This is a genomic window from Anatilimnocola aggregata (assembly GCF_007747655.1).
Classification (GTDB): Bacteria; Planctomycetota; Planctomycetia; order Pirellulales; family Pirellulaceae; genus Anatilimnocola; species Anatilimnocola aggregata.
Window position 1 is genome coordinate 7,726,293 of record NZ_CP036274.1, and the last position, 26,266, is coordinate 7,752,558.

Consider the following 26,266-nt stretch of genomic DNA (forward strand, 5'->3'; position numbering starts at 1 on the left):
CTCCTGGCAGGAAGCCATGACCGACCCCCGCAACGCCTATCTCGAAACCCAAATCTCGACCGCGACTCCGCAAAAGCTCCGGCTAATGCTGATCGAGGGGGGGATTCGTAAGGCTCAAGCGGTCTGCGATCATTGGGAACATGGGCGGCAAGAGGATGGTCTCCAATCGCTCCACCATTGCCAGGCGATTGCCCAGGAACTGTACGCTGGGATTCGCGACGACGGGAGCCCGCTCGTCCAGCAAGTGTTCGCGATCTATGGCTTTGTGATCAAGGAACTGATCGAAGCCGAACTCGACTTGGATGCTGCTCGCGTGACTGGGGTTCTGAACGTGCTGCAAGAAGAGCGTCAAACCTGGCAGGAACTTTGCCAGACGATGCCCGAAGCACCCGTGGCGCGGGACTCTTATTCCGCCACTTCGCAGGAAGTAGTCGCACCCCAGCGGGTTGACGCCGGCAACTACTCCACCGGTTATTTCGCACCCCACATGTCGAGCTCATTTGCCCCGACAGCCAGCAGCGGCTTCTCGCTCGAAGGCTAGGGGAGGGGCTAGGGACTGGGAGCTGGGAACTAGGGCGGGGAAGTGTGGCCAGGTCGGCGACTTTCAAGGTGCTGCCGCGCATTTCATTCTGCATTCTGCCTTCTCACTTCTGCCTTCCGTTATCCCGCACCCGCCCTTGCGGTTCAGACAGCAGATGCCATTATTAATGGCTTACCTTTTGCTGTTTGAGGATCCGCTGGCATGTCTGCAACCACTTCATCCGCCGAAAAGCTCATCCGCGTTGGCCACAGCCCCGACCCCGATGATGCGTTCATGTTCTACGCGCTCGCCAAGGATTGCCTCGATACCGGCAAGTTCCGCTTCACACACGAGCTGGTCGATATCGAAACGCTCAATCGCCGGGCTTTCAGCGGCGAGCTCGAATTGACCGCCCTCAGCCTGCATGCGTACGCGTACCTGGCCGACAAATACATGATCTGCACCTGCGGCGCAAGCATGGGGGACAACTACGGCCCCATGGTCATCGCCCGCGAAGCCCGCGATATCGCCTCCCTCAAGGGGCAAACAATCGCCGTCCCCGGCACACTTACCACGGCCTTCCTCGCGCTCAAGCTCTGCATCGGCAACGACTTCAAGCATGTCGTCGTGCCGTTCGACGAGATTTTGAACGTCACCGAGAAGGGTGAATTCGAAGGGCAAAAAATCGACGCCGGCCTCTGCATTCACGAAGGGCAGCTGACCTACGGCGAGCAGAACCTGCACCTGATCGTCGACCTGGGCAAATGGTGGATGAAAGAAACCGGGCTGCCGCTGCCGCTCGGTGCCAACGGCATTCGCAAGGATCTGGGTACCGACGACATTCGCGAAGTGAATCGCATTCTGAAAGAGAGCATTGCCTACGGCCTCGAACATCGCGGCAAGGCGCTCGACTATGCCCAAGGCTACGGCCGCGGACTCGACCGCGCCAAGGCCGATGAGTTCGTCGGCATGTACGTCAACGATTGGACGCTCGACTTCGGCCCCCGCGGTCGCGCTGCCGTCAAAGAACTTCTCAAACGCGGTTACGAAGCGGGTGTAATTCCCAAACTCGTCGAACCCGAATTCGTCGATTAGCCAACTCACCGCCTTAAACGCCACCGCCCCTGCGGCGGTGGCTCGTTGGCTTGTGCACTACCCGGCCGCTCGACCGTCCCTTTCATAGCCAAGCCGCAAAAGGGGGGTGTTCAATTAAGAGTCGCTTAATTGAACAGCAGATGGCTTAACTCTCGTGTTTCACGGCGATGAGTGTTCAACAATGCAGGGTCATGTTGAACATTTACGTTCAAACTGAGCGGCTGCCTGAAGGGGTGGTCCCAGCTTGCAATTCGCGCGGGCATGTAACAGACTCGCTAAAGAGGGCCACTGATTGGTGGTTGGCGACTGGCCCAGTTTGAATCTCTTCGCCCGCGGAGTTTGTGCGTTATGCCTGAATCAGGAAGCTTGCAGCGCCGGACGTTTCTCGCGTTAACCGTGGGTGGCACTCTGGCCGGTTGGCAAGGACTATCGCTTTCGGCCAGCGGGCAGCAGAACAGCCCCTTGCCGCGCAAGCAAAGCAAAACGCCGGACGCCAGCGACGCATTCTTCATCAATGGCGAAATTCCCTCGATGAAGATTTTCATCGAAGATGGCGAACTCAATAAACTGCGTGGGAACCTGCGGGCATACGTTAAATGCCGCGTGCTCGAAAACGACAAGACCGAGTACAAAGACGTCGGCGTGAAGTGCAAAGGGGCTGCGGGGAGCTTTCGAAATATCGACGACCGCCCGGCCCTGACGCTGAATTTCGACAAGTACATTCGCGAGCAGAATTTTCATGCGATGGACAAGATCCATCTCAACAACAGCGTGCAGGATCCGACCTACATGCACGAGATTCTGTGCAGCGACATCAACCTGGCCGCCGGTGTTCCCTGCGCCCGCGCGTCCCATGCTCGCGTCTGGATCAACAATCGCGACCTTGGTTTTTACGGCTTGAAAGAGGGCTTCGATAAGAAGTTTCTCAAGCGGCATTGGACCAACGGCACTGGCAACTATTACGACGGCGGCTTCTGCCAGGACATTGATGCAGCCCTGGAGAAAGACGAGGGCAAGGGGGTAGACGACCGGAGCGACCTGAAGGCGCTCGTCGATGCCTGCCGCAATGGCGACCCAGCCAAGCGCTGGCCGCTTGTCAATGAACTGCTCGATGTCGATGCCTTTCTGCGGTTCATGGCGCTCGAACTGATGTGCTGCCACTGGGACGGTTACTGTAACAACCGCAACAACTACCGCGTCTATTTCGATCCGACGACGAAGAAGGCCTACTTCATGCCGCACGGCATGGACCAGATGTTCGGCGACACAAACGCCAACATCATGCATCATCCCGGTGCGCTCGTCGCCAACACGGTGATGCACAATCCCGAATGGCGCGCCCGCTATCGCGACATCGTCAACGAAGTAATGCCCCTCTTCAATCCGCCGGATAAGCTCCATCAACGACTCGACCAGATTCATGCCCGCACGCGACCGGTGTTGGCGGCAATCAACGAGAACGTGGCCAAGGATCACGACAATCATGTGAAGGGACTGAAGGATCGGTTGACGAACCGCGCCAAGAATCTGCTGCAACAAAACTCCACTGTCGAGCCCCGCCCGCTGAAGTTCGATGGCAACGGAATCGCCAAACTGCCCACCTGGGGACCCAAGCCCGCCAGCGATGCGTTGCTGGGCGAAGAGACTCCAGACGGCGTGAAATGTTTTGTGATTGGCGTTGGCCCCAGCGGACGAAGCGCCGATTCGTTCCGTACGAAGGTCTTGCTCTCAGCGGGTACTTATAAACTGCAAGGCCGCGCGCGGGTCGCCGAAGTTGCCGCAGTCGCTGAATCGCCGGGCACAGGTGCAGGGCTGCGGATCTCTGGTGGCCAGCGAACGAATAAACTGGAAGGGACGACCGACTGGACGAACCTTGAGCACGAGATTGTTGTCAGTAATCCAACACAGGAGTTGGAACTGGTCGCCGAACTGCGAGCCACCAAGGGCAAAGTGTGGTTCGATGCCGGTTCGCTGCAAATTGCCAAGGTGAATAAGTAAAAAGTCGCTTTTGTCCTTCGCTTACTTGCGCCCCCGCTGCTTACTTCCGCCCCCGCCCCTGCGGCGGGGGTTGATTGGCTTTTGCACTGGACTGTAATTACCGATCCTAGCGCAAAACCCAATGAACCACCGGGGCAGGCCCGGTGGCGTTTGAAGGAGATGGGTTGTTGGTAGAATGGCGACTTTCACCGCGCCACCACGACATTCCCTCCCTTGACTGCATCGCCCACAGATTCTGATATCGCCGAGCCCATCAGCATCCCCACGGGGCCGTCGAACTGGGCGCTCATTCTTCGCATGCTCGCGCTGGGGTGGCGTTATCGCTGGGGTTGCATTCGCCTGCTGGTGCTACAAGGTCTACTGCTCCTGACCGCGCTGTCGTGCCTCGGCTTGACCGGCTTGGGCATCGATTTGATCCGGCATTTTGCCGATCCCGATAACGTGCCGATGACGCCGTTTCCGTTCGGCCTGGCACCGCCGACCGGTTGGTCCCCCATGGCGCAGGTGGCCTTGATTGCCGGGTTGATCTTGGCCTTAGAACTGACGCGCGGCGCGCTGAACTATACGTACGCGTTGTCGGCCGGTTACCTCGTACACACGCGGATCGTTGTCGATCTGCGGGCGCAGGTTTACGACAAGTTGCAACGACTGTCGTTCAATTTCTTCGATGCCAACGCCACGGGCTCGATCATTAACCGCGTAACCGGCGACGTACAATCGGTGCGTGCGTTCGTCGATGGCGTGCTGATTCAGCTGGTCATTCTCACGTTGTCGCTCATTGGCTACATGAGCTACATGCTGACGATCCATCCGCTGCTGACATTCGCCTGCCTCGCGACCACACCCATCATGTGGCTGGTGACGGCCATCTTCTCGCGGATGGTCCGCCCGCTGTACGACCGCAATCGCGAACTGGTCGACAACGTCGTCCTGCGACTGGCCGAGAGCATTCAAGGCGTGCAGGTGATTAAGGGCTTTGGCCGGGAGCAAGAAGAGATCGCGCAGTTCGCCAAGGACAATCGCGAAGTGAAAGACCAACAGCAGGGCATCTTCTGGCGAGTCTCGATCTTCGGCCCGATCATCGGCTATATGACGCAACTGAACCTCGTCATTCTGCTGGCCTATGGCGGCTATCTTGTTTCGCGCGGCGAGCTGCCTCTGGGTTCTGGGTTGATCGTCTTCGCCGGTTTGCTGCAGCAGTTCTCTAGCCAGGTGGCGAACCTGACGAACATCGCCAACAGCGTGCAGCAGAGCCTCAGTGGTGCGCGGCGGGTGTTCGAGATTCTCGATGCTCCGATTCACGTGCAGAACCCCGTGAATCCCACACCGATTGGCCGCGCGCGAGGGGACGTCGCGTTGGAGAATGTGTGGTTCGAATATGTTCCCGGTGCGCCCGTGCTGAGCGACATCAGCGTAAAGATTGCCGCAGGCACTCGCATTGCCATATTGGGTGCGACCGGAGCTGGCAAGAGTACGCTGCTGAGTCTGCTCTGTCGCTTTTACGATCCGACCCGCGGCCGCATCACGCTCGATGGTCACGACCTGCGCGATCTCGATCTGGATGAGCTGCGGCAGAATATCGGGCTCGTGTTTCAAGAGACGTTTCTTTTTAGCAATACGGTTGCCGCCAATATTGCGTTCGGTCATCCTGGGGCCTCGCAGGAGCAAGTCGAAACAGCTGCTAAGATCGCCGCGGCCCACGAGTTCATTGTCGATTTGCCCGATGGTTATCAAACTGTGCTGGGCGAAAGCGGACTCGATCTTTCCGGCGGCCAGCGACAACGGCTGGCCATCGCCCGGGCCGTGCTGCTCAATCCCGCGCTTTTGCTACTCGACGACCCTGCGGCTGCCATCGACCCACACACCGAGCACGAAATTCTCGGCGCGATCGAACAAGCCATGAGTGGCCGCACCACGTTCATTGTCGCGCACCGCCTCAGCACTTTGAGAGCGTGCGATCTGGTGATGGTGCTCGAAGAAGGACGCATCGTGCAGTTCGGCACGCATGACGAACTTCTCAAGCAGACCGGGCACTATCGACTGGCAGCGGAATCGCAGTTTGCAGAAGTGTAGCTCTGTCTAACACCCGTGCCTCGGTACTCCGAGGCGAGGGAGTGAAGATGACTACCCGTACAACTTATACGCTTCGCTGGTGCTTAAGCGTTTGGCGCGGATGCGATTGTCGCTGAGCTTTTCGCCCTTGGGATCGATGTAGAGCCGGCCGCTGCGGTTCTTGGCGTTGGGGTCGACGTTCATCACGTGGATGTTGAAGATGAAGGCTTTGTCGCTGGTGGCTTGGAACCAGTGGACGTTGTCTTTGTGATCGCTGACAGTCGAGTGACCACCGGGACCAAACTGGGCGTCGACGGTGGGGCGGATAATGATGTGGTCGGCTTCGTCTTCGAGCCGGTCATAGTGCTTGCCCTGGAAAGTTCCCTGCAAGATGAGGAAGGCGGTCGCCATGTTGTTATGCCCGTGCGGCACCACGCTCCGACCCTTGCTGAGGGCGAAAATCTGGTGGCCGAAGACGAGGCTTGTCGGCAGCCCTTCGACTTTGGGGAACTTGGCCCGCAAGCTGACTTCGCCTTGATCCTTGTATTTAATGTTCTCGGTCAGTTTTTCGATATCGAGAAACTTCATCGCATCGGCCAGATCGACCTGGGCAAACAGTTCGTCAACCTTTGTCTGCCAATCGGTTTGCTTCAGCTTCTGCCCCTTCACATCCTGGCTCAGGTCGTGCAGATCTTTCATCCACTTGTTAGCGAGCAGCTTCATGTCGGCCGCAAACAGTTCGCGCGTGCAGAGCGTCTCGAGCAGCGAATAAGTGAGGAGCGCACCGAGAGTGTGCTGACCGAACGACCGACGGGAGAGAGACATCGAACCGCCTCCGAGGAAAGTAGCCAAGGGAATGGCAATATCTTAGGCGTATGACGAAGGCACCCGCAAACAAAAACGCCCCCGGGCCTGCCCCGGGGGTTTAACGGCTATTGCGATACTTAGAACGAAGCTCGCAATAGTCGCATTGCGCAAAAGCTAATGAAACACCGCCGCGGAGTCGCGGGGGCGACGGCGATGGTTAGGGTGTCGCCGTTTCTGCCGTGCCACCCTCGCTCGGTGGATCGCGGTGCCGCTTGGGCTTGTAGATTTCGGTGGCGGTACCGAAGAAGGTTTCGCTGGCGTTCATCAAGGTTTCGCTCAGCGTGGGGTGCGGGTGGACGGTCTCGGCCAGGTCGCGAGCTTCGCAGCCCATCTCGATGGCGAGTGCTGCCTCGGATATGAGATCGCCAGCGCCGGGGCCGACGATCCCGCAGCCCAACACGCGCTCGGTCTCGGGATCGATGACGAGCTTCGTAAGCCCTTCGGTTCGCCCCAGGGCGATGGCTTTGCCACTGGCGGCCCAAGGATAAACGGCGATGTCGACGACTCGGCCAGCCTTCTCGGCCTCTTGCTGGGTGAGACCGCACCAGGCGAGTTCGGGATCGGTGAAGACGACAGCTGGGATGCAGAGCTTATCGAACGACGCGGGCTTGCCGAGCACAGCTTCGACCGCCACGCGGGCTTCGTGCGAAGCTTTGTGCGCAAGCATCGGATCGCCGGCAACGTCGCCAATGGCGAGGATGTGCGGGTCGGCCGTGCGCATCGACTTTTCGACTTGGATGAAGCCGCGCGGCGTGACAACGACGCTGGTGTTTTCCAAACCGATGCCACGAGTGTTCGGCTTGCGACCGACAGCCACCAGCACGCGGTCGTAGCGCTCGACACCAAACTTGCCGGGCCCTTCGAAGGCGACTTCGACTTTATTATCGCGCAGGCCGAGCGAGCCGACCTTGGTGTTCAGGAAGATGCGATCTTCGAACAGCTTCATCAGATGCTTTTGCAGCGGCTTCACGAGGTCGCGATCGGCAGCGAGGAGGATGCCATCGAGAGCTTCGACCACGCTCACCTTGGAACCCAGGCGGGCATAGACGGTACCCATTTCGAGGCCGATATAACCGCCGCCGATGACGAGCATCGATTCCGGCACGTCGGCCAAGCGCAGTGCGCCGGTGCTGTCCATCACGCGGTCGGAACCAATATCGAAGCTGGCGGGCATCGCAGGGAGCGAACCGGTCGCGACAATGCATTGGTCAAACGTGAGCGTACGATCTTCGGGAATCGAGGGATCGTCACCTTCCAGCTTGAGGGTGGTCGAATTTTCGAACACGCCTTTGGCGGTGATGACTTTCACCTTCCGCTGCTTGGCGAGATTCTTTAGCCCGCCCGAGAGGGACGAAATGACTTTGTCTTTGCGGCCGCGCAACTTTTCGATATCGAGCTGAGGCTGGCCAAACGTGATGCCCCAATCCTTGTTCAGTTCTTCCACTTCGGAAAGAACGCGGGCCACGTGGAGCAGAGCCTTTGAGGGTATGCAGCCGCGCAGCAAGCAGGTGCCGCCGAGTTTGCCTTCTTGCTCGACGATGGTGACCTCCAGCCCCTCGTCAGCTGCGAAAAAGGCTGCGGCATAGCCGCCGGGACCACCACCGAGAACAACCACAGGAGTATGCATTGTGTCGACTTGGCGAAAGATGACAGCGCGGATGTAAGAGGTGCGAGGAATCGCACGTTGAGAGGCAGGGCGAATCCCGCTTACACGCTAAATCATGTAAGCGGGTCTCGTTGCATTCTATCCTGCAGCCGGAACAATTTCCGGCCAGCGCTTTAGCGGGAGAGGAATTCGACGACGATATTCACGTCGACCGGCAAGCTGAAGTCGTTCGGGCCGGGGACGGCCAGCAGGGTTGCCCGCAGGGTTTCACCGTCGAACGAGACGAAATCGGGAGTGTTGGCCCCGCCTTCGCTCAGCACACCCTTGTACAGGTTGTAGATCGGTTCCTTCGCGCGAACCGTGATCACGTCACCCTGACGGAGTTGATAGCTGGGGCTGGTCACTTTGACGCCGTTCACAAAGAAGTGACCGTGCACAATTCCCTGGCGGGCTTGTGGACGGGTCTTGGTGAAGCCAGCGCGGCGGATGACGTTATCCAACCGGCGTTCGCACAGTGTCAGGAGCTGCTCGCCCGTGTTGCCCTTCTTCGAGGCCACCATGTGGTAGTACTTACGAAGTTGGCGTTCGCCGAGGCCGTAATAGTGCTTGATTTTCTGCTTCTCGGCCGAGGCTTTACCCCAGTTCGACAAGCGGCGGCCACCCTTCACGTGCATACCAGGAGGGTTGTCGCGGCGCTCCAGGGCCTTGGCGGCACCTGCCGATTCATAAATCAGCGCACCCAAACGACGATTGATACGGGCCTTCGGACCATGATAACGAGCCATCGAGCAGTCTCTTTCAAAACGTGTGCGAAATACCTCAGTGGTGACGTTGGCAAGGCTGCTTTTGTGCGACAGCCGATCCTCGCCAAAACAAACGCCCTAGACTCACAAATTTGAACTCGGAAGTTCAACCGGGACCGGGTGCGGCCATCGCGGGAAGCCCGACATTTTGGCAAATCAGGCGGCTTTCGACAAGGGGCAAACTGCGGTCGTTGCAAGGTTTAAGGCTTAATGCTCAAGGATGCCAAGCGCACGAATTCGTCGTATTTCGTCAAACTTGAACCCTAAACTTTGCACTGGCTGCCCCGGCAAACCCAGCGACCAGCAGAATGAGCAGGCAGGCAGCAGCCACCTGATTATCGACCCCAGAATGGATCATGCCAAAGAGTCGGCGCTGGATCAGGTCTTTGCCGGCGGGAATGACAAGGAGCGAGCAGGAGACATCGCCAATGGCAATCGTCAGCCCCAGGAGCCAGGCGACAAGCAGTGCCAAAAGACGCTGGGGAAGGACGATTCGCCAGAGAATTTCCCAGGGGCCGCAGCCGTCGAGTTGGGCGGCCTCCAGTTGGGAACGGTCAAATTGGGCCACGGCATGCCAGACCACCAGCAGGACGAGGGGCAGGGCGCGAATGGCCTGCGCGAGGGCTGGGGCGAACACGGTCCGGTCATACAGGAAGGCCAAAGCAGGGAGCGCCGGCTGATTGAGCAGTTTGATGATCGCCAAACCAATGAAAGGGCCGGGAATCGCCAGCAAAAAAAACGCGACGAGGAACACGAGAGCGTATCTCCAGTTCTCCCCGCGCGCCCACCAGGCAACTGGGACTGCGAGCATCAGTGAGAGCGTGGCGGCGCTGGCCCCCGCCACAAACGTCCACCAGAAGTCCATGCGCGTCACCAGCAGCGTTCGCCAGAGCGTCGACCCGAGCGATTGCAGACTCCACTCGCGCAGCGCTTCGCTCCCCACAATGCGAGTCGACAGGCCAGCCTGGCGAACGAGAACCAGCAACGGAACTCCGGCGAGTAGCACCAGCATCAACCAGACGATTGCCGATGAAATAATCTGCGTTCGATTCACCGACCAGCGGATAGGCGATTGTTCCAGCTGGCGATAGTCGCCGAGCAGCAGCACGCGAGTGGAATAGGCAGCCATGACGATCAAGCCGGCGCATACCGCATAGGCAGGAAACGGATAGATGCTTTCGTTGACGAAGTTCCCAGCGATGCGATTGTAAACGCCTTCGGTCACCGTCGGCACCAAATAGACGTTCGTGACTGTCATCTCGTACCACGAACTGACCGCAGCAAAGAAGCCCGCGGTAACAATCCAGGGCATGGCCCGAGGCACGATGATTTGCCACAGCACCGCAGTCAGCGGCAACTCGAGCAGCGCTTGCTCTTCTTCACTGCGCGGGACTTGCGTCAGGCCAACGGTAATCAACACCACAGCCCACGGAACTGCAGCCACTCCATGCACCCAGATCGCGATGGGCAAACCACTGAGCACTGCTTGTGGTGCATTACGACCAAACAGCCCCAGCCAGGCCCCGACGGCATCCCAACCGGCAAGATGAACATAGAGCGGAGCGAACAGCAGCGCGGCGATGATGGCCCAGGCGATGCGCCCCCCGGCAATGTGCAGTCGCGAGAGCATCACCGCCAGCGGCAGGCCGAAGGAAACGGCGATCAGTCCCGATCCGATTGCCAGCGAGAGAGAAGTCAGCAGTTGCTGAATAGCAGCGGGATCAGCGAGCTCGCTCACATCAATCTCGCTAGGAGAACGCGGAGTTCTTGTTGAATTCTCAGTCAAAACGAGCGAAGCCGCTGTTTCTATCGCGACTTGGCGGGCTCTTTGCCTGGCAACTCCGCGGTGGCATGGCCAGCGGTCGGTTCTTCGGTAAAGCGGGCCAGGTATTCCATCTGACTATCGGCACCGTTGAAGCCCAGGACCGTTTCGCTCATATCCATCTGCTTGTGAAGCAAGCGGCCGGCATCCAGGTCGAACTTGATCGTACCACGCTGCAGCCGCTGCACCAGTTCCGACTTCAACTTGGGATCGTCGACTGGCGTGATGACCTGCGTTTCCATCGAGATGGTCGCTACACCTGTTTCGACCTTCAGCAGGCGATAGACCTGCGAGACCTGAATCTTCTTGACCTGACCATTGTCTTGCTTCAGCCGCACTTCGTCGGGCATGCTCCACTTGGTGCCGACCTTCACCTTTTGCTGCGGCAGGGGAATTGTCAGTTCGCCAATGCCAGGATTGAACTGCGAGTGCGTGTTTTTGCGTTCGAGCACGCGGCCGTGACGATCCATCGTGACTGTGGCAAGGGGGACGCCGACCGAGGTCGCAACGAGTTCGTAGCCGGGCGGCGGAGTCTTGTCGGTTTCGCTGTTGTATTTCACTTCTTGCCGGCCAGTCACACTTTGCCACATGTCGACGTGGTCGACCGAATGAACAAACGTGGTTTTGCCATCTTCGGCCACGCTCAGAATCTTCCAAGTTTTGGTCGATACGCTACGAGTCTTCGCCACTTGAGTCGCGCCACGAATCGTCGTTTCGACCGTTACCAGATGGACGACCTTGGTGTGAAACGTCTGCTCGGGGCGAAATTTATAGGCCAGATCGTAAAGTTCGGTGTCGGTGATGGTCTTGGCCGGCGCACTCTGGGAAGACACGGCTTCTTGCGCGAGGCCCGTGCCAATGAGAGACAAGCCGGAGAGCACGGCAGTGAGAGTCAACAGGTAGGTTCGCATCAGCGCATCCTTGCTGAAGGTGATCTTGCTTTGTCTTACCACCCCCGGGCCTGCCCCGGGGGTTCATTGGCTTTTGAACTAGGGCCACTCGATCAAGGTAGTGCAAAAGCCGCTAAACCCCTGCCGCAGGGGCAGGGGCGGAAAAGGCGATTAGTGAGCATCTTACTTGCGATAGATATTTCCCGCCCAGCCCAGTTTGTCCTGCAACGTGTGATAGTAGCTATGCTCCTGCGAAGCAATCAATTTGAAGGTGCTATCAGCCCGCTCGACTCGAACGCGGTCGCCAGGTAGCAGCGGGCCGATGACGCGACCATCGACCACCAGCGAGGTTCCTTCGTTGGGCTGCAGCACTTCCATTTCGTAAATCCGCTCCGCAGTATCGACGACTGGGCGCACGGTCAGCGTATGCGGGCTGATGGGGCAGATGACGAAGCCTGCTAGCGTACTGCGGAGGATCGGCCCACCCGCCGACAAGCTGTGGGCTGTCGAGCCGACCGGCGTGCTGATAATGAGACCATCGCAGCTATAGGTGGTGGCGAGTTCGCCATCGACATACAGGTGGACGTTCAGCAGGGTGAAGGGAAAGCCTGAGGCGATGACCGCCTCGTTAAGGCCGAGATGCCGTTCGAGCACCGCGCCCTTGCGTACCAGCGAGCAGTGGAACATCAGGTGTTCGACGACGCGGCAGTTTCCTTGGGCCACATTGGGCAAGCGCTCGGCCACGTCTTGCGGGCTGTGCCAGGCGAGAAAGCCAAGCTTGCCCATGTTGATGCCCATGATCGGCAGCTGATTGCTCCCCATCAACTTCGCGGCCCGCAAGATGGAGCCATCGCCGCCCAAGACGACCGCAAAATCGGCGGGCGGAAGAGCCAGTTCGGGCCGATAGTGAAAATCTTCGTGCACCAACTCGCAGTTGGCGCTGACCAGCGGACGAATTTCAGCGGCCCCTGCCAGCACATTGGGCCGGTCGCCAGAGCCCAGCAGCATCACGCGCGGACGGCGGCCCGCGGTATTTTTCCACGCGGGAGTTTCGTCGGCAGAAAACGCGGCTTGCATGAAAGGGCCAGTGTGAACGAACCGTGGGCAGACTGAACCGGTTCCATTCTAATCACACGGGCGAGTGCGCGGGCATTGAGGGAACTTGAATGTCAGCGAACTGCGCACTCTTCGCTGGCGCTTCATGTTTTTTACAAAACGATCAACCGAGCTTCTTTTCCGGCGGCAGGGTAGCGTCGATGCGGATGGCTTTTTGCCCCTTGAAGGCGCCGGGGCTGGCGTGAAACTTGGTCACGTCTTGCACGGCCACTTGCAGCGGCGAGCGGATGTCGTGATCGGTGGTGATGATATCGCCTACGCGCAGACCAATGAGATCTTCGGTCGTGATTCGCGTTTCGGCCATGGTCACCACGACGTCGACCAGCGAACGGTCGATCTGCCTGCTGATTTGCGCGATCGACGCGGCGGAGACCGTCTGTTTGCCGTAGCTGGCCCAACTATTCGAGGTGAGCTTGCTGCCGATGCGCTCGATCGAATTGTAAGGAATGCACAGGTTGATCATGCCCCGAATATCGCCGAGCATCAGTTCGAAACTGATCAGCACGACGACTTCGTTCGGCGGCACAATCTGCACGAGCTGCGGATTGCTCTCGACGCGCTCGACAGACAGTTTAAGGGCGAGGACGTTCTCCCAGGCTCGTTTCAGCTCGTTCAAAAACAGTTGTGTGATCCGCGAGACCAGCCGCAATTCGATTTCCGTGAGCGGGCGACGAGCAACCGGCCCCGCCTCTTTGCCACCACCCAGCAGGCGGTCGATGATTGGATAGAGAATCGATGGGTTGATATCGAGAATCAGGTTGCCTTCGAGCGGCTCGGCGCGAAGAACATTGAAGTACGTGGGGTTTTCGAGACTGAAGACAAACTCGCTGTATGTAAGCTGATCGACGCTGGTGAGCTTCACATCGACAATGCTGCGCAAGAGGGCCGACATCGCGGCGCCGAAGTTCCGGCCAAACCCTTCGTGCAGCGACTGGAGCGCTCGCATCTGCTCTTTGCCGACGCGTTCGGGACGCTTGAAGTCGTAGGGGGTGACCTTTTCGCGCGTACGGGGAGCTTTGTTGATGGCGGCAGCGCCGGCAGCAGGAGCAGCCATTGCGGGCGCAGCAACCGCGCGGCCACCGCCAGCTTCCATCTGACTGAGCAGGCTTTCGACTTCGGCCTGGCTGAGGACTTCGTCTGCCACTGCTAATCACTCCGTTGAATTTCGCCTTAACCGTAGTCCAGTCACTCCGTGACGGGGTTATATACGAGCCATGGAATGACTCGCCCACGGTTACTCCCTCACTTGTCCGTCGCCATAGCACACATATTTGTACGTTGTCAGCTCTTTCAGGCCACAAGGGCCACGGGCGTGGAACTTGTCGGTGCTGATGCCGATCTCGGCCCCGAGCCCAAACTGAAAACCGTCATTGAACCGCGTGCTGGCGTTGACCATCACGGCACTACTATCGACGCGGGCCGTAAAGCTGCGGGCCGCGGCGAGGTTACCAGTAATGATCGCGTCGGTATGTTTGCTGCCATAGCGATTGATATGCTCAATCGCTTCGTCAAGCGAATCAACCACTTTGCACGAAATAATCGGCCCCAAGTATTCCTTGCCGTAGTCTTCTTCCGTCGCCGGCTTGGCCTTCGTTAAGCGTTGCGTGGCTTCATCGCCGCGAATTTCAATTCCCTGTGCCATCAAAGCATTGGCGATGCGCGGCAACATCTTCGCCGCAACGGCGGAATGCACCAGTAGCGACTCCGCAGCGTTGCACACACCCAGGCGATGACACTTGGAATTGACGACGACCCGCTCGGCAATTTCAACATCGGCGAATTGATCGATATAGACGTGACAGTTGCCATCGAAATGCTTGATGACGGGCATTTTGGCTTCAGCTGTCACGCGGCGAATCAGACTCTCGCCACCGCGGGGAATCGCGACATCGATGTATTGCGGCAGTCCGAGAAAATGTCCGACAGCCGTTCGGTCGGCGGTCTCGACCAGGTGCAAGGCATCGGCGGGCAGACCAAAGTCGTTCGCGCAGCTCTTGAGCACATCGACGATGGCCCGGCTGGAATGGGCAGCCTCTTTGCCGCCACGCAGAATCACGCCATTGCCACTCTTCAAGCAAATGGCTGCTGCGTCGGCCGTAACGTTGGGCCGCGATTCATAAATAAAGAACACGACGCCCAGCGGAACGCGTGTCTTTAAAATCTGCAGACCGTTCGGGCGAATGGTCGATTCGATCACTTCGCCAATCGGATCGGGGAGCGCAGCGACTTCTTCCAAGCCGACGGCAATTTCTTCAACCCGCTTGGGATTGAGTCGCAGTCGATCGATGGCCGCTTCGGTCAAACCAAAACCCGGAGCCGCTGCCAGATCGAGTTCGTTGGCTGCGATGATTTCCTTCGTCGCCTTGCGCAAGGCGACCGCGCTAGCCCGAAGCCAACCGTTTTTTTGCGCGCCGGTGCAAACGGCCAGGTCAGCTGCCGCGTGTTTCACACGCTGGGCAGTTTCGAGGCAGTAAGCAGCTAAGTCGGGAGTTGCCAAAACGGCGGACATGACGGAGCTTCCGGAGAATGAGTCGAGCGGAGTATCGGCAGTTAGCGAAAAATGGTCAATGCGAGCTTATTGACCGCCGGCAGTGCTAGCTTCCTGCTTTTGCACGACATTACGTCTTTACCGGCGGCGGGGCCTTGGGGGTCACACGCACTTGGACTTCGTCGCCGACGACGCGAGTCTCGAAGGCGTCGATCTTGATGCGGGGGTTATCCATCCATTTGCCATCCTGAATGCAGAATCGCCAGGCATGCCAAGGACACGAGACGAGTCCCTTTTCGACATACCCGCCAGCGAGCGAGGCCCCCATGTGCGGGCAGAAGTCGTCGATGGCGAAGTAAGTTCCCTGTTCGCAAAAGACCGCTACCATCCGGCCGTTGACCGGATATGCAGTTCCTTGTCCCTCGGGAATCTCGCCGACCTTGGCTACGGTCGTGAAATCGGTTGCCGCGGGTTCGCCTGTAGTCATGTCGCCGGTTACGTCACTCATGTTCGCTTGCTGCAGAATGGTTTAGGCTGAAATGCGGCTGCCCGCTTCGCTCAGTCATTGAGAATTCTATGCATCGACTCCGTTCAGCACTCAATTTTACGTTCGGCCGCATTTCGCCGACAGGTGGCGAAGCTGGCCCCTTGGCGATTGCCCAACTGGGCCTGCTGCTGACTGTTTCGCTCGCCACGACCATGCCCACGCGCGCAGCGGGCCTCAACGATGCTCAAAACCTGCTGCTGAAAGGTCGTTACGAAGAGGCTCGTGAGCTGTTTGCTGCCGAGCAGGCGAACGACGCAGTTGCGGCGATTGGCCTGGCGCGGGTGGCAGAAGAAACTGGGGATCGCAAGGCCGCGGCAGACCAGCTTGCCGCCGCGGCGAAGCAGTTTCCTCAAGATGCCAAAGTCCACGGCGAGCGCGCTCGCCTGGCGCTCGATCAGGGTGATCTGAAGTTGGCCGAAGAGGCGGCCCGGCAAGCGCGCGAAATCGACGATGCGTCCGCCGTAGCCCGCTGGGTGCAGGCCGAGATCTTGCGGCTCAACGGCAAGTTGGATGAGGCACTGCAAGGCTATTTGAAGATCGTTGCCGTGATGAATCGGTTGCAGACGGTAAAGGATCCGTACGAGTTGCGGATCATCGGACTCGCCGCAGCGCGTTACGCCCGGCTGAGCAAGAGCAGCGCGATCTACGAGCGATTGGTGAACGATCTCTATCCCGCTGCGCTCAAGTTGAATGAGAATTTCTGGCCTGCTCATTTCGATAGTTGCCAGCTGTTTCTCGAAAAGTACAACGTGGCCGATGCCACCGACCAATTGCAGGCCGGGCTGGCTATCCATCCCCAAGCTGCCGAGTTGCATGCCGCGCAAGCGGCCATATTGATCGACAAGTTCGATCTCACTCGCGCTCGGGCGGCGGTCGCTCGCGCGCTCCAGGCACGACCTGACCTGCTCTATGCCCAGCAACTGGCCGCCGATATCTGCATTGCCGATCAACGGTCAGCTGAGGCGATTCCACTGCTGGAAAAAACTCTTCCGCTGCAATCGCATTCGCTCGAAACCAAAGGGCGGCTCCTGGCTTGCTACGCCCATGTTGATGGCTGCGATCTTGAGCGGCCTTCGCCGCGGATGATCGACCTGCTCAAGCCGGTGCAAGAAAAATCCTCCTGCCTAGGCGAAGTTTACTTTGTGGCGGGCGACGCCTGCGACCGCACGCTTCATTTTCCACTGGCGCAACATTTTTATGAGGCGGCCCTCAAAAAATTGCCGCAGCACATTTATATCCGCGGCAACCTGGGCCTCGCGCACATGCGACTTGGTGATGAAAAGCAAGCAGCGCTAACACTCGAAGAGTCGTTTCGGCTCGATCCGTATAACGTGCGAGTGAAGAACCAGTTGGAAGTGCTGGACCTGCTGCAGTCGTATGCAGTCATCGAGACGCCGCACTTTCTGATCAAGTTCGATCGCGGGGCCAGCGAACTGCTGGCGAAGTACGCGGCCGAAGTGCTGGAGGAAGAAATCTATCCGCAGATTACGCGCGCGTTGAACTACAAGCCGACTGAGAAAACGTTGATCGAAATCTTCACCCGCGGCAAGAACACTTCCGGCCACGGCTGGTTCAGTGCGCGGATGGTTGGACTGCCGTCGATTGGCACGGTTGGGGCCTGCGCGGGAAAAATGGTGGCCATCGTTTCGCCCGACGAGTTGAACAACAGATTCAGCTGGGCGCGAGTGCTGCGACATGAGTTCGTACACGTGGTCAACCTGCAGCAGACCGATTTTCGAATTCCCCATTGGCTTACCGAAGGGCTGGCTGTTCACTTTGAGAATCAACCCCGGCCTGCCGAGTGGAACAAGCTGCTCGTCGCACGATCTGATGCTGGCAAACTCTTCACGCTCGACGATATTCGCTACGGCTTCATCCGCCCGGCGAATAAAGACGATTGGACACTCGCCTATTGCCAATCCGAGATTTACGTCGACTACCTACTCAAACGATTCGGTCCCGCTGCGCCGGGCAAACTGCTGCAGGCCATCGCCGAGCGCCAGTCGCTGAACGAGTCGATTCAAACAGCTTGCGCTGTCGATCTGCCCGAGTTCGAGAAGGGTTACTCGGCGCATGTGCGTAAAGTGATCGACGAGATTCGTGGCCCCGTCGCAACTCACTCACTGCCGCTCGCAGTGCTGCTGAAAAAGGCAGCAGAAAACGACAAGGATCCGGCCATCGCAGCAGCTCTGGCGCAGGCCTATCTCGAACGCAGCGATCGGTCAGCTGCGCGGCGTTGGGCGAAGCAAGCGATGGAACTCGATCCCAAGCAACTGGCGGCCGCTTATGTCTTGGCCCGCTTGGCCCAGCTCAGTGGCGATGACGAAGCAGCGCTTGAGTTGCTACGTCCTTCGCTCGAAGAAGTTTCCACGAATGCCGACTCACTCGCCCTGCTGACAGACTTGCTAGTTGCCGCCGGCGATCACGCAGCGGCCCTCAAGGGGTACGAGCAAGGACGCCAGGCCTTTCCCACTGACGAGCGCTGGCTGAAGGGGCTCGCGAGAATTTATTTGCAAAAGCAGGAGAACGATAAGCTGCTGCCGATTCTTGCCGAACTCGCCGCCCGCGATGGAGACAACGTCACGCTGCGGAAGAAGCTCGCGCAGCTGACACTCGCGGCCAAAGACCCCGAGGCAAGTCGTCGCTGGGCAACGGAGGCCGTGTATCTGAACGTCCGCGATGCGACGGCGCATGCCCTGCGCGCGGCAGCCGAAGCAGAACTGAAGAACCAGACGATTGCCGAACGAGAATTTCAGACGGCCATCGACCTCGATGGCGCGCAGCCCGAGTATCGCGCCGGTTTGGCGCGGGCTCAAATGGCTCAGAAGAAACTGACGGCAGCGAAAGCAACGCTTGCCGAACTGACGAAACGACACCCCGATTTTTCGCAACTCCCCGAGTTGGAACAGATGCTGAAGGAGGCCCTTCCATGACACCCATAGTCCCCCCGCCAAATATCTCTCTTGGTGATTTGCAGGCACTGATTCGCGAAATGTATTTTGAAAAGGATCAGGCCCGCGGAATTGAAGGAACCTTTCTCTGGTTCGCCGAAGAAGTGGGCGAACTAGCAACGTCGCTTCGCAGCGGCACACACCAAGAACGTCTGGGCGAGTTCGCCGATGTCCTCGCCTGGCTGGCCACCATGGCCAACGTCGCCGGCATCGACCTGAGCGAAGCCATCTCCAAAAAATATGGCTCCGGATGCCCCGGCTGCCGCAAGTTCGTCTGCACCTGCCCAGCGAGTGAGAAGCCGTAGTTGCATTTCATTAAGTAGCCCGACGCGTCAGCGAGGGATTTTATCGCGAAAGTCTCGCCTCAAGTTAAGATTCGCAAGACGGTTTTCCAGCTGCGGCGGAGATCGAACCGTCGTCGGGATGTCCCCTCGCTGACGCGTCGGGCTACGTAAGAGAGTGAGGAAGAAACTGTCCCGACTTCGCCCGATTTTTGCGCAACTCACAAAAGGGGGTGTTGATAAACCCGCTGAGCTTTTCGACCTCAACGAGCGCCATTCCCGAGAGTTGCGCGGTTTGACTCGGAAAACGCAGGCCAGTTAATCAACAAACAGGATGATTTCAGCAGTCGTCATTGACGATTAGGCACTCAAAACTCAAAGTACAACCTGCGTTGCCTTTCAACTCCCATCGCCGGCAATTGTCTCTGAACTCGAAACCTAGAACTTCGCATCTCTCATGTCTGACTACACGAAGATCGCCCAACTGAAGACCGTCGATGCACTCCGAGCACGACTCGCTGAGTTAGGGCTCGAATTGCCAGTTGACGATCAGATACTGACCGCGGCGGGGGGATCGCCACTGGCGGAGCGGTTGTCGCTGGGAACTTTGACGGCGGGGAATCGTTGGTGCATTCATCCCATGGAAGGCTGGGACGCCAATCGCGACGGCAGCCCTAGCCCGCATACACTGCGGCGCTGGCGACACTTTGGCCTGAGTGGTGCCGGGCTGATTTGGGGGGGCGAAGCAGCTGCGGTGCAGGAAGATGGCCGCGCGAATCCGAATCAAACGCTGGCGGTGGAATCGAATCGCGCGGGGCTGCGGGCGTTGTGGGACGAATTGCAGGCCGGGCATCAAAGCTTGGGTGCCGATTCGCCGCAAATGGTCGCGGGATTGCAACTGACGCATTCGGGGCGGTTCTGTCGGCCAAACGATAATCGCCTCGAGCCGCGAATTGCCTATCATCACCCGCTGCTCGATGCCAAGTTCGGCATCGATCCGCAAAATCAAAGTGTAGTTTGGACCGATAGCGATTTGGAACGGTTGATCGATCGCTATGTGGCAGCAGCCAGATTAGCGCTGGAAGTTGGCTATCAGTTTGTCGACGTGAAAGCTTGCCACGGCTACCTGCTGCACGAGTTTCTCAGTGCCCGCACGCGGCCGGGCAAGTTCGGCGGCGATCTGGCGGGCCGCGCGCGGCTGCTGCTTACGATTATCGAACGCATTCAGAACGAAGTGCCGGCGTTGCCAGTCGTTGTGCGATTGAGCGCGTTCGATACGCTGCCATACCAGACGAGCCGCGAAGTCGGCCGGCCGATGAGCTACCAGAACCTGCTGCCGTACGGATTTGGGTTCGGCGTGAGCGATCAAAACCCGCTGGAATACGACCTGCGCGAGCCGATCGAATTGCTGCAGTTGCTGCACCGTGCCGGGGTGATTGCCGTGAACTTGAGCTGCGGCAGTCCTTACTACAACCCACACATTCAGCGGCCGGCAATTTTTCCGCCCAGCGACGGCTACCTGCCCCCCGAAGACCCGCTTGTCGGCTGCGTGCGGCAAATTCAAGCTCATCGTCAACTGAAGGCGGCCGTGCCGGAAATGGTGATGGTGGGCACTGCCTACTCTTACTTACAAGATTACCTGCCGCATGTTGCGCAGGCGGTGGTTCGGGCAGGCTGGATTGACGCAGTGGGACTTGGCCGCATGGTCCTGTCGTATCCGCAATTACCGCGCGACACGTTGCATCATGGCAAGCTGGAGCGGAAGAAAGTCTGTCGCACCTTCAGCGACTGCACCACCGCGCCGCGTAACGGCATCGTCAGCGGTTGCTATCCACTCGATCCGTATTACAAGGCGATGCCGGAATACGGAACGATGCAGGAACTGAAAAAGGCAATCGCCAACGGCTAACTTGACTCTGCCGCCTTCGCGCCTACAGTGCTCAGGGGAACCAACCAACCTGCGAAGGACGAATCGAAATGAACGACCAGCTGATTACGCGCGGGTTTCTGGCACTTGTGGGAGTGGCTTACATCATCCTCGGAGTGTGGTGTACGGTGAGCCCGCAGCAAACGGCCAACTCGATTGGCTATAGCTTTCGTAACGGCTCAGGGATGTCAGAATACATCACCGTCTATGGCGGGCTGGAATTGGGCATGGGGCTGTTCTTCTTGTGGCCCCTGCTAAGGCATGAACAATCGCTGGCCGTGCTGATGGCCTGCTTGCTCGTGCATGGTTGCATCGTGCTGTTCCGCGTGCCGACGCTCCTCACTGTGAGCGGGGTCGAGCGGATGACGTACTACTTGTTCACGACCGAGTTCACGATCTTGCTGATATCGGCCTGGCGAATGGCGGTGACGAGGAGTGCGTGAATAGCGACAACGGAAAGACGATTGGCCCAAAGACGATGGCCCGTTGAGTCAAAACGAGTGAGACGATTACGACCACTGCAGAACATCGAGCGTGAGGTTGGCTCGTTCATTCTGACAGATGAGCATGATGTCGTCGTGGGCAGTGAAATACGCGTTGATGACGTTCGGATCCCACTGCCGGCCAGCACCTTCTTTGAAGATCTGGTCGACTCGTTCGAAGGGTAAACCTTTGCGGTAGGGTCGATCGCTCGACATGGCATCGAAGGCATCGGCCACTGCTACGATTCGGGCAATGAGTGGAGTTTGATCGCCACTGAGCCGGAATGGGTAACCGGCACCGTCCCACTGTTCGTGGTGGTGGAGCACCGCAGGGAGAACGTCCGACAACTGCTTGATATCGGCGAGAATCCGATAGCCCAATTCGGGGTGCTGCTTGATGTGTTCAAACTCGGCGTCGGTGAGTTTGCCGGGCTTACGAAGAACAGCGTCGTCGATGCCAATCTTGCCAATGTCGTGCAGCAGGCCAGCCATGTAGAGTGTGTGGAGGACTTCGGCATCGCAGCCCAACTCCTTGGCTAAACGGACGGCAATGCGAGCCACGCGATCGCTGTGACCGCAAGTGTACGGGTCCTTGGCATCGATGGCGGAGGTCAAAGCCCGCACGACACTGGCGAGGAACTCGGCCTGTTCGCGATAGAGGTCGCGGTTGCCGCTGTGGATGCCGAGCATGGCACCCACGGAATTGAGCAAGCTCGCCTCGACGGTACCGAACTCATCGCCCGTGTTGTGATTGAAGATGGCGATCCAGCCGAACAGGCGCTGGCCATCGCTCATTGGCACAATGATCAGCTCTTGCACTTCCGGAAAGGGCCAGTCTGGTCGTGAGGTAATATTGGGATTCAGCACCTGCGGCGAACAGCCCGCTTCGAGGCGGAGGAATTCAATGAGCCTAGTAAAGCGGTCGTCATCGAGCGGACAGTTGCCGGCTGTGACAAGCTGCGAGTTGGTGCGGGCCTTGTACGTGACGTTGCCATCTTTGGCGACGGGCAGGAGTTGGATCGCCGCCCCGCGAGTGGGCAGGCAATCGAGCACCCAGTTCACAATCAGGTTCGAGAGTTCTTCTTCATCGCGCGAGATGCGGAGGTTTTGAGTCACGCCATGGAGCAGACAGATCTCTTCGTAGGTGCTGGCCAGGCTATCGGAGAGTTTTTCGACTTCGCGGCAATAGCGAGCAGCTTGACGCTCGGCCATGTACTGGGCTTGGACTGCGGCACCGAGTCGGACCAACGAATCGGGCGTCCATTGCATTTGGCGACTGAGCCACTGCCGGGCGCGACGATCGTCGACGCCCAGCATTTCGCACAGGCTTTCTGAAGATTCGTGAGCTTCTAAGGAGCGGGTCGCAAAGGCAGCCGTAGCGGCGACCATCACTCCGCCGGGCAATTGAAAGGGAATCGCGAGCAGCAGAGCGGCGTCGTCATCGAATACGAATTGAGGTTCGAGGCCAACGACACCTCGCACCAGCAGACCGCGGTGAGGATCGTTGCTGCCGGGTTGTTGCAGCGAGACGTGCATCAGTTCGCCGGTGTAGCAGTCCCAAATCGAAAAGGCCACACCGAAGGCTTTGCGCAGGGCGACGGCGACGGCTTGCAGTTCTGCCGATTGTTCCGCTTGGGCCGCGGCCAGGGCGGCGCTGGCACCTGCAGGAGCACTGGGTGCTGATCGAATTGAAGGCTCTAAGACGTTGCTCATGCGAGACCTAACCTCTGTGGCAAACTGTATCGCTACCCACGAGACGAGTTCGTCCAACCAGAACTTAGGTTGCGGATGAAAGGTGGTCAGAAAGCAACGTCCGGTGAGACGGACGATTTGCGGATGCCGGGGTAAGTTTGACCGGTGATAGCGGCTGTGCCGGGGACCACCCCGTGGTGCCCGGGGGCAAACTATACAAACGGTTTGAGCAGCCGACCTAGGTGCAGGCGGCATGCTTATTACAACCGTCACGTGCAGACTGTGATCCGCTACGACTGATGCAGTTCGAGGGGGAAGTGGTTCAAGGTGCCAGCATCTGCCACCGATACTAACTACGCACGGTTTGCGATCCGTGATCAACAACAAAACACGCTGCCAGCGTTCGCGACGTTGGTGGCTAACGGAGCCGTGCGGTTTGCTGCCCCAGCCGCACGGCTCCTCTTTTGTATTGCCATGAAAGATGTGCTCATCCAAAACTGGCCGTTAATCTTGTTCGCCGGCACCTGCGTGGTGTTGGTGATCCTGGCACTCATTTCTTTGCGCGATGGCCCACTTCCCTACGAACGCCGGGGCGTCCTTCTTTCGCCGGCGGAAGTCACGTTTCTGCGCAGCTTGAATTTGGCCGTGCGAGAGGACTGGCTTGTTTTTTCCATGGTCCGCCTGGCCGACATCATTAAGGTCCGGCCAAAGACCCGTAAGACCAGCTTTTGGCAGGGGCGAATCCAGAACAAACATCTCGATTTTGTGATCTGCGATTATGAGACGCTGGAGGTGAAGTTGGCCATCGAATTAGAGGATGAGACTCCATCGCGAACGGAACGCGCGCAGCGTGATAAGTTCCTCAATACGGCCCTGCATGCCGCTGGTTTGCCCCTCATGCGGGTGAAGCCCGAGGCCAAGTACGAAACTGCAGCGCTGCGGAAAGATATTGAAGATGCTCTCGGTATTCAGCGCAAGAAGAAACGCTAGGAATTACACCCAGGTGGCTATTGTCCACTCTTCAGGGTCTGTGGCAGGCATTGAGCTGGGCTTAGCGGCCGAGTATTTTCCCTAGTGTCTGATAGCAGGCACTCTACGAATTCCTGACGAAACCGTGCGGAATTCGGGGCAATTTCGCGATTTTGCCGACTCGGCTATTTCCCCGCACTGGTGAGCCCGGTTACAATACGGGAGCTAGAGGAGGCATTAACCGGCCGACTTATCAACAACGGCCCCATTCGCGGGCTGCCGGTTAGAAGGTTGCAGTTGATTCACTTTTCGTCAGCAACAGCACGATCGCAGGTGAGGCGCAAGGCGGCGTCATCCACCAGCAAAAACCAAGCAGCTTTCATTCTTGGGAATGGACGCGGCAGGGTAAAGGGCAGCTCATGATCCCTGCGGCTAAGGTTTCGTCGCGCCTGCATCAGGCCGTCGGTACCGCACCGGAATCTGGGAAAACAATACATCGTTGCCGGGGGTCCGTCTCTCGGCAGGTTCAACTCTTATGGAACGGACTTCCTGAACCTTTCAGCCAAGGTTCGTTAAGAGGCATTTATGGTAACGACAGTGATAAAAGCCGTGTTGCAAGACACCCCCTCCAATACCGATGACCCCCGCGACGCAGCCGACGAAAGTCCGGCTGTCTCGCTCGAGCGGCTCCCCGAGCCCACAGGCCGCGATCTGGTGCAGCTGTTCAAACTGCTCTCAGACGAAACGCGGCTGCGCATTCTCTACTTCCTAATGCAGCAGGAAGAACTGAACGTGCGAACTCTGTGCGACCTGCTCGAGCAGAGCCAACCGGCGGTCAGCCATCACCTGGCACTGCTGCGTGTGGCGGGAATCATTGAATGCCGCCGCGACGGCAAACACAATTTCTATCACATTGTTCCGAAGCGTTTTCAGCACTTTTTGGACATGCTCTTCGCTGTCGAAGATGGCCAGCCGCGGCGCATCCGCATCGAAAATGCCCTGCTGACTTACGCTCACGACGGCAAACCGGCCGCCGAATAAAGCAGCGGTTGCTGAAGCCGGCAACCGTCAAAATCAACCTCTCCCCAAAGCCCACGGATTGCAACCCGTGGGCTTTTGTTGTTTCATACCCTGTTTCCCTAATTGAACACTGAACAGGCTGCGGCGGCAGAATCGTCGCCAATCACCAGCGGGAGTCCTCTCGATGCGCTACGGTATGAACTTGCTCCTTTGGACCGGCGAACTCAGCGACGAGATGCTGCCTGTCCTGCACATGCTCAAGAATCTGGGATACGACGGCGTCGAAGTTCCGATCTTCAATCTCGGACTCGACTACGCCAAATGGGGCAAACGACTCGATGAACTGGGCCTCGCCCGCACCGCGGTCACCGTTCGCACTGCCGACGATAACCCAATCAGCAGCGAGGCGAGTGTCCGTGCCAAAGGGGTGGAACTGAACAAGAAGACGCTCGACTGCTGTGCTGCCATCGGTGCGACCACGATTGTCGGGCCTTATCACTCGGCTCTCGGCCATTTCAGTGGCAAGGGACGGACGCCAGACGAATGGAAGTGGGGCGTCGACTCGATGCGTCAAACGGCCGAACACGCGGGCAAAGTGAACGTAACGCTCGGCGTCGAACCGCTCAATCGCTTCGAGACCTACCTGCTCAATACCCACGCCGACGCCGCCCGCTTTTGCCGCGAAGTGGCCCACCCGCGTTGCCGCATGATGTACGACACATTCCATTCCAACATCGAAGAAAAGTCCATCACCGAAGCGATTCACAGCTGTGCCGACATGCTCTGCCACGTGCATATTAGCGAGAACGACCGCAGCACTCCGGGGCGCGGCAATGTCCGCTGGTGCGAGAACTTTGAAGCCCTCCATCAGATCGGCTACAACGGCTGGATGGTGGTCGAAGCCTTCGGTCTCGCCCTGCCCGAACTGGCTGCTGCCACCAAGATCTGGCGGCGCATGTTCGATAGCGAAGAGCAACTGGCACGCGACTCATTGGCCTTCATGAAGTCCCAAGTCGCCAAGCGTTGGTGCTCGTAAAACGCGTTCCATTTTCACAAGACTCCCCGGGTGCCACTGGCTTGGCCAGTGCGACATGCAGTTTGACTCTGCATGTAAGCAAGTCGGTGGCACAGCGCACCCTT

General features: G+C 58.5%; 21 protein-coding genes. 11 read left to right on the plus strand and 10 right to left on the minus strand.

Going from position 1 to position 26,266, the window contains the following annotated elements:
• The first annotated feature begins 16 nt into the window (after positions 1–16).
• The 4 genes from ETAA8_RS29375 to ETAA8_RS29390 all read left to right on the plus strand — a co-directional run bounded on the left by ETAA8_RS29375 (position 17) and on the right by ETAA8_RS29390 (position 5,686).
• Positions 17–541, plus strand: coding sequence for a flagellar export chaperone FliS (locus ETAA8_RS29375; protein ID WP_145097382.1), 525 nt, complete (start codon positions 17–19; stop codon positions 539–541).
• Between the two features lie 201 nt (positions 542–742).
• Positions 743–1,615, plus strand: a complete 873-nt coding sequence (locus ETAA8_RS29380) for a menaquinone biosynthesis family protein (RefSeq protein ID WP_145097384.1) — start codon at positions 743–745, stop codon at positions 1,613–1,615.
• A gap of 348 nt (positions 1,616–1,963) precedes the next feature.
• Positions 1,964–3,613, plus strand: coding sequence for a CotH kinase family protein (locus tag ETAA8_RS29385; RefSeq protein ID WP_145097387.1), 1,650 nt, complete (start codon positions 1,964–1,966; stop codon positions 3,611–3,613).
• Between the two features lie 213 nt (positions 3,614–3,826).
• On the plus strand, positions 3,827–5,686 hold the full coding sequence (locus tag ETAA8_RS29390) for an ABC transporter ATP-binding protein (protein WP_238397607.1): 1,860 nt from the start codon (positions 3,827–3,829) through the stop codon (positions 5,684–5,686).
• Between the two features lie 51 nt (positions 5,687–5,737).
• Here the strand turns inward: ETAA8_RS29390 and ETAA8_RS29395 are convergent, their stop codons facing one another.
• The 9 genes from ETAA8_RS29395 to ETAA8_RS29435 form a co-directional block, all read right to left on the minus strand.
• On the minus strand, positions 5,738–6,490 hold the full coding sequence (locus ETAA8_RS29395; protein ID WP_145097390.1) for a hypothetical protein: 753 nt from the start codon (positions 6,488–6,490) through the stop codon (positions 5,738–5,740).
• 199 nt (positions 6,491–6,689) lie between these two features.
• Positions 6,690–8,159 (minus strand): dihydrolipoyl dehydrogenase, encoded by a 1,470-nt coding sequence (lpdA, locus tag ETAA8_RS29400; protein ID WP_145097393.1) that lies wholly within the window; start codon positions 8,157–8,159, stop codon positions 6,690–6,692.
• A 152-nt stretch (positions 8,160–8,311) separates the two neighbouring features.
• Positions 8,312–8,923, minus strand: a complete 612-nt coding sequence (gene rpsD, locus ETAA8_RS29405) for a 30S ribosomal protein S4 (protein WP_145097396.1) — start codon at positions 8,921–8,923, stop codon at positions 8,312–8,314.
• Between the two features lie 268 nt (positions 8,924–9,191).
• Positions 9,192–10,679: an ABC transporter permease gene (locus tag ETAA8_RS29410; protein ID WP_145097399.1), complete on the minus strand. Its 1,488-nt coding sequence runs from the start codon at positions 10,677–10,679 to the stop codon at positions 9,192–9,194.
• Between the two features lie 68 nt (positions 10,680–10,747).
• Complete coding sequence (locus ETAA8_RS29415; protein WP_145097402.1) at positions 10,748–11,674, minus strand: hypothetical protein; 927 nt, start codon at positions 11,672–11,674, stop codon at positions 10,748–10,750.
• Between the two features lie 162 nt (positions 11,675–11,836).
• Positions 11,837–12,730 carry an NAD(+)/NADH kinase gene (locus ETAA8_RS29420; protein WP_238397608.1) on the minus strand — a complete coding sequence of 298 codons (894 nt, stop codon included), beginning with the start codon at positions 12,728–12,730 and terminating at the stop codon, positions 11,837–11,839.
• A gap of 142 nt (positions 12,731–12,872) precedes the next feature.
• Positions 12,873–13,913: a flagellar motor switch protein FliM gene (fliM, locus tag ETAA8_RS29425; RefSeq protein WP_145097405.1), complete on the minus strand. Its 1,041-nt coding sequence runs from the start codon at positions 13,911–13,913 to the stop codon at positions 12,873–12,875.
• A gap of 90 nt (positions 13,914–14,003) precedes the next feature.
• The gene (locus ETAA8_RS29430; RefSeq protein ID WP_145097407.1) at positions 14,004–15,278 is read right to left on the minus strand and encodes a glutamate-5-semialdehyde dehydrogenase; all 1,275 of its coding nucleotides are present in this window, start codon (positions 15,276–15,278) and stop codon (positions 14,004–14,006) included.
• Positions 15,279–15,387: 109 nt separating this feature from the next.
• Positions 15,388–15,765, minus strand: coding sequence for a Rieske (2Fe-2S) protein (locus ETAA8_RS29435; protein WP_238397609.1), 378 nt, complete (start codon positions 15,763–15,765; stop codon positions 15,388–15,390).
• Between the two features lie 68 nt (positions 15,766–15,833).
• On the opposite strand from ETAA8_RS29435, the gene ETAA8_RS29440 reads away from it, so the two are divergent.
• The 4 genes from ETAA8_RS29440 (at position 15,834) to ETAA8_RS29455 (ending at position 21,406) form a co-directional block, all read left to right on the plus strand.
• Entirely contained in the window at positions 15,834–18,737 is a 2,904-nt protein-coding gene (locus ETAA8_RS29440) for a tetratricopeptide repeat protein (protein WP_145097410.1), read from the plus strand.
• Entirely contained in the window at positions 18,734–19,060 is a 327-nt protein-coding gene (locus ETAA8_RS29445; protein ID WP_145097413.1) for a MazG nucleotide pyrophosphohydrolase domain-containing protein, read from the plus strand. Before ETAA8_RS29440 ends, ETAA8_RS29445 begins: the two co-directional genes overlap by 4 nt.
• 433 nt (positions 19,061–19,493) lie before the next feature.
• Complete coding sequence (locus tag ETAA8_RS29450) at positions 19,494–20,945, plus strand: oxidoreductase (RefSeq protein WP_145097415.1); 1,452 nt, start codon at positions 19,494–19,496, stop codon at positions 20,943–20,945.
• Between the two features lie 68 nt (positions 20,946–21,013).
• Positions 21,014–21,406, plus strand: a complete 393-nt coding sequence (locus ETAA8_RS29455) for a DUF4345 family protein (protein WP_145097418.1) — start codon at positions 21,014–21,016, stop codon at positions 21,404–21,406.
• A 66-nt stretch (positions 21,407–21,472) separates the two neighbouring features.
• Here ETAA8_RS29455 and ETAA8_RS29460 read toward each other — a convergent pair whose 3' ends face one another.
• Entirely contained in the window at positions 21,473–23,158 is a 1,686-nt protein-coding gene (locus tag ETAA8_RS29460; protein ID WP_145097421.1) for an HD-GYP domain-containing protein, read from the minus strand.
• A 306-nt stretch (positions 23,159–23,464) separates the two neighbouring features.
• On the opposite strand from ETAA8_RS29460, the gene ETAA8_RS29465 reads away from it, so the two are divergent.
• The 3 genes from ETAA8_RS29465 (at position 23,465) to ETAA8_RS29475 (ending at position 26,162) form a co-directional block, all read left to right on the plus strand.
• The gene (locus ETAA8_RS29465) at positions 23,465–24,127 is read left to right on the plus strand and encodes a DUF2726 domain-containing protein (RefSeq protein WP_145097424.1); all 663 of its coding nucleotides are present in this window, start codon (positions 23,465–23,467) and stop codon (positions 24,125–24,127) included.
• A gap of 588 nt (positions 24,128–24,715) precedes the next feature.
• The gene (locus ETAA8_RS29470) at positions 24,716–25,147 is read left to right on the plus strand and encodes an ArsR/SmtB family transcription factor (protein ID WP_238397610.1); all 432 of its coding nucleotides are present in this window, start codon (positions 24,716–24,718) and stop codon (positions 25,145–25,147) included.
• A 163-nt stretch (positions 25,148–25,310) separates the two neighbouring features.
• Entirely contained in the window at positions 25,311–26,162 is an 852-nt protein-coding gene (locus tag ETAA8_RS29475; RefSeq protein ID WP_145097430.1) for a sugar phosphate isomerase/epimerase family protein, read from the plus strand.
• Positions 26,163–26,266 lie beyond the last annotated feature (104 nt).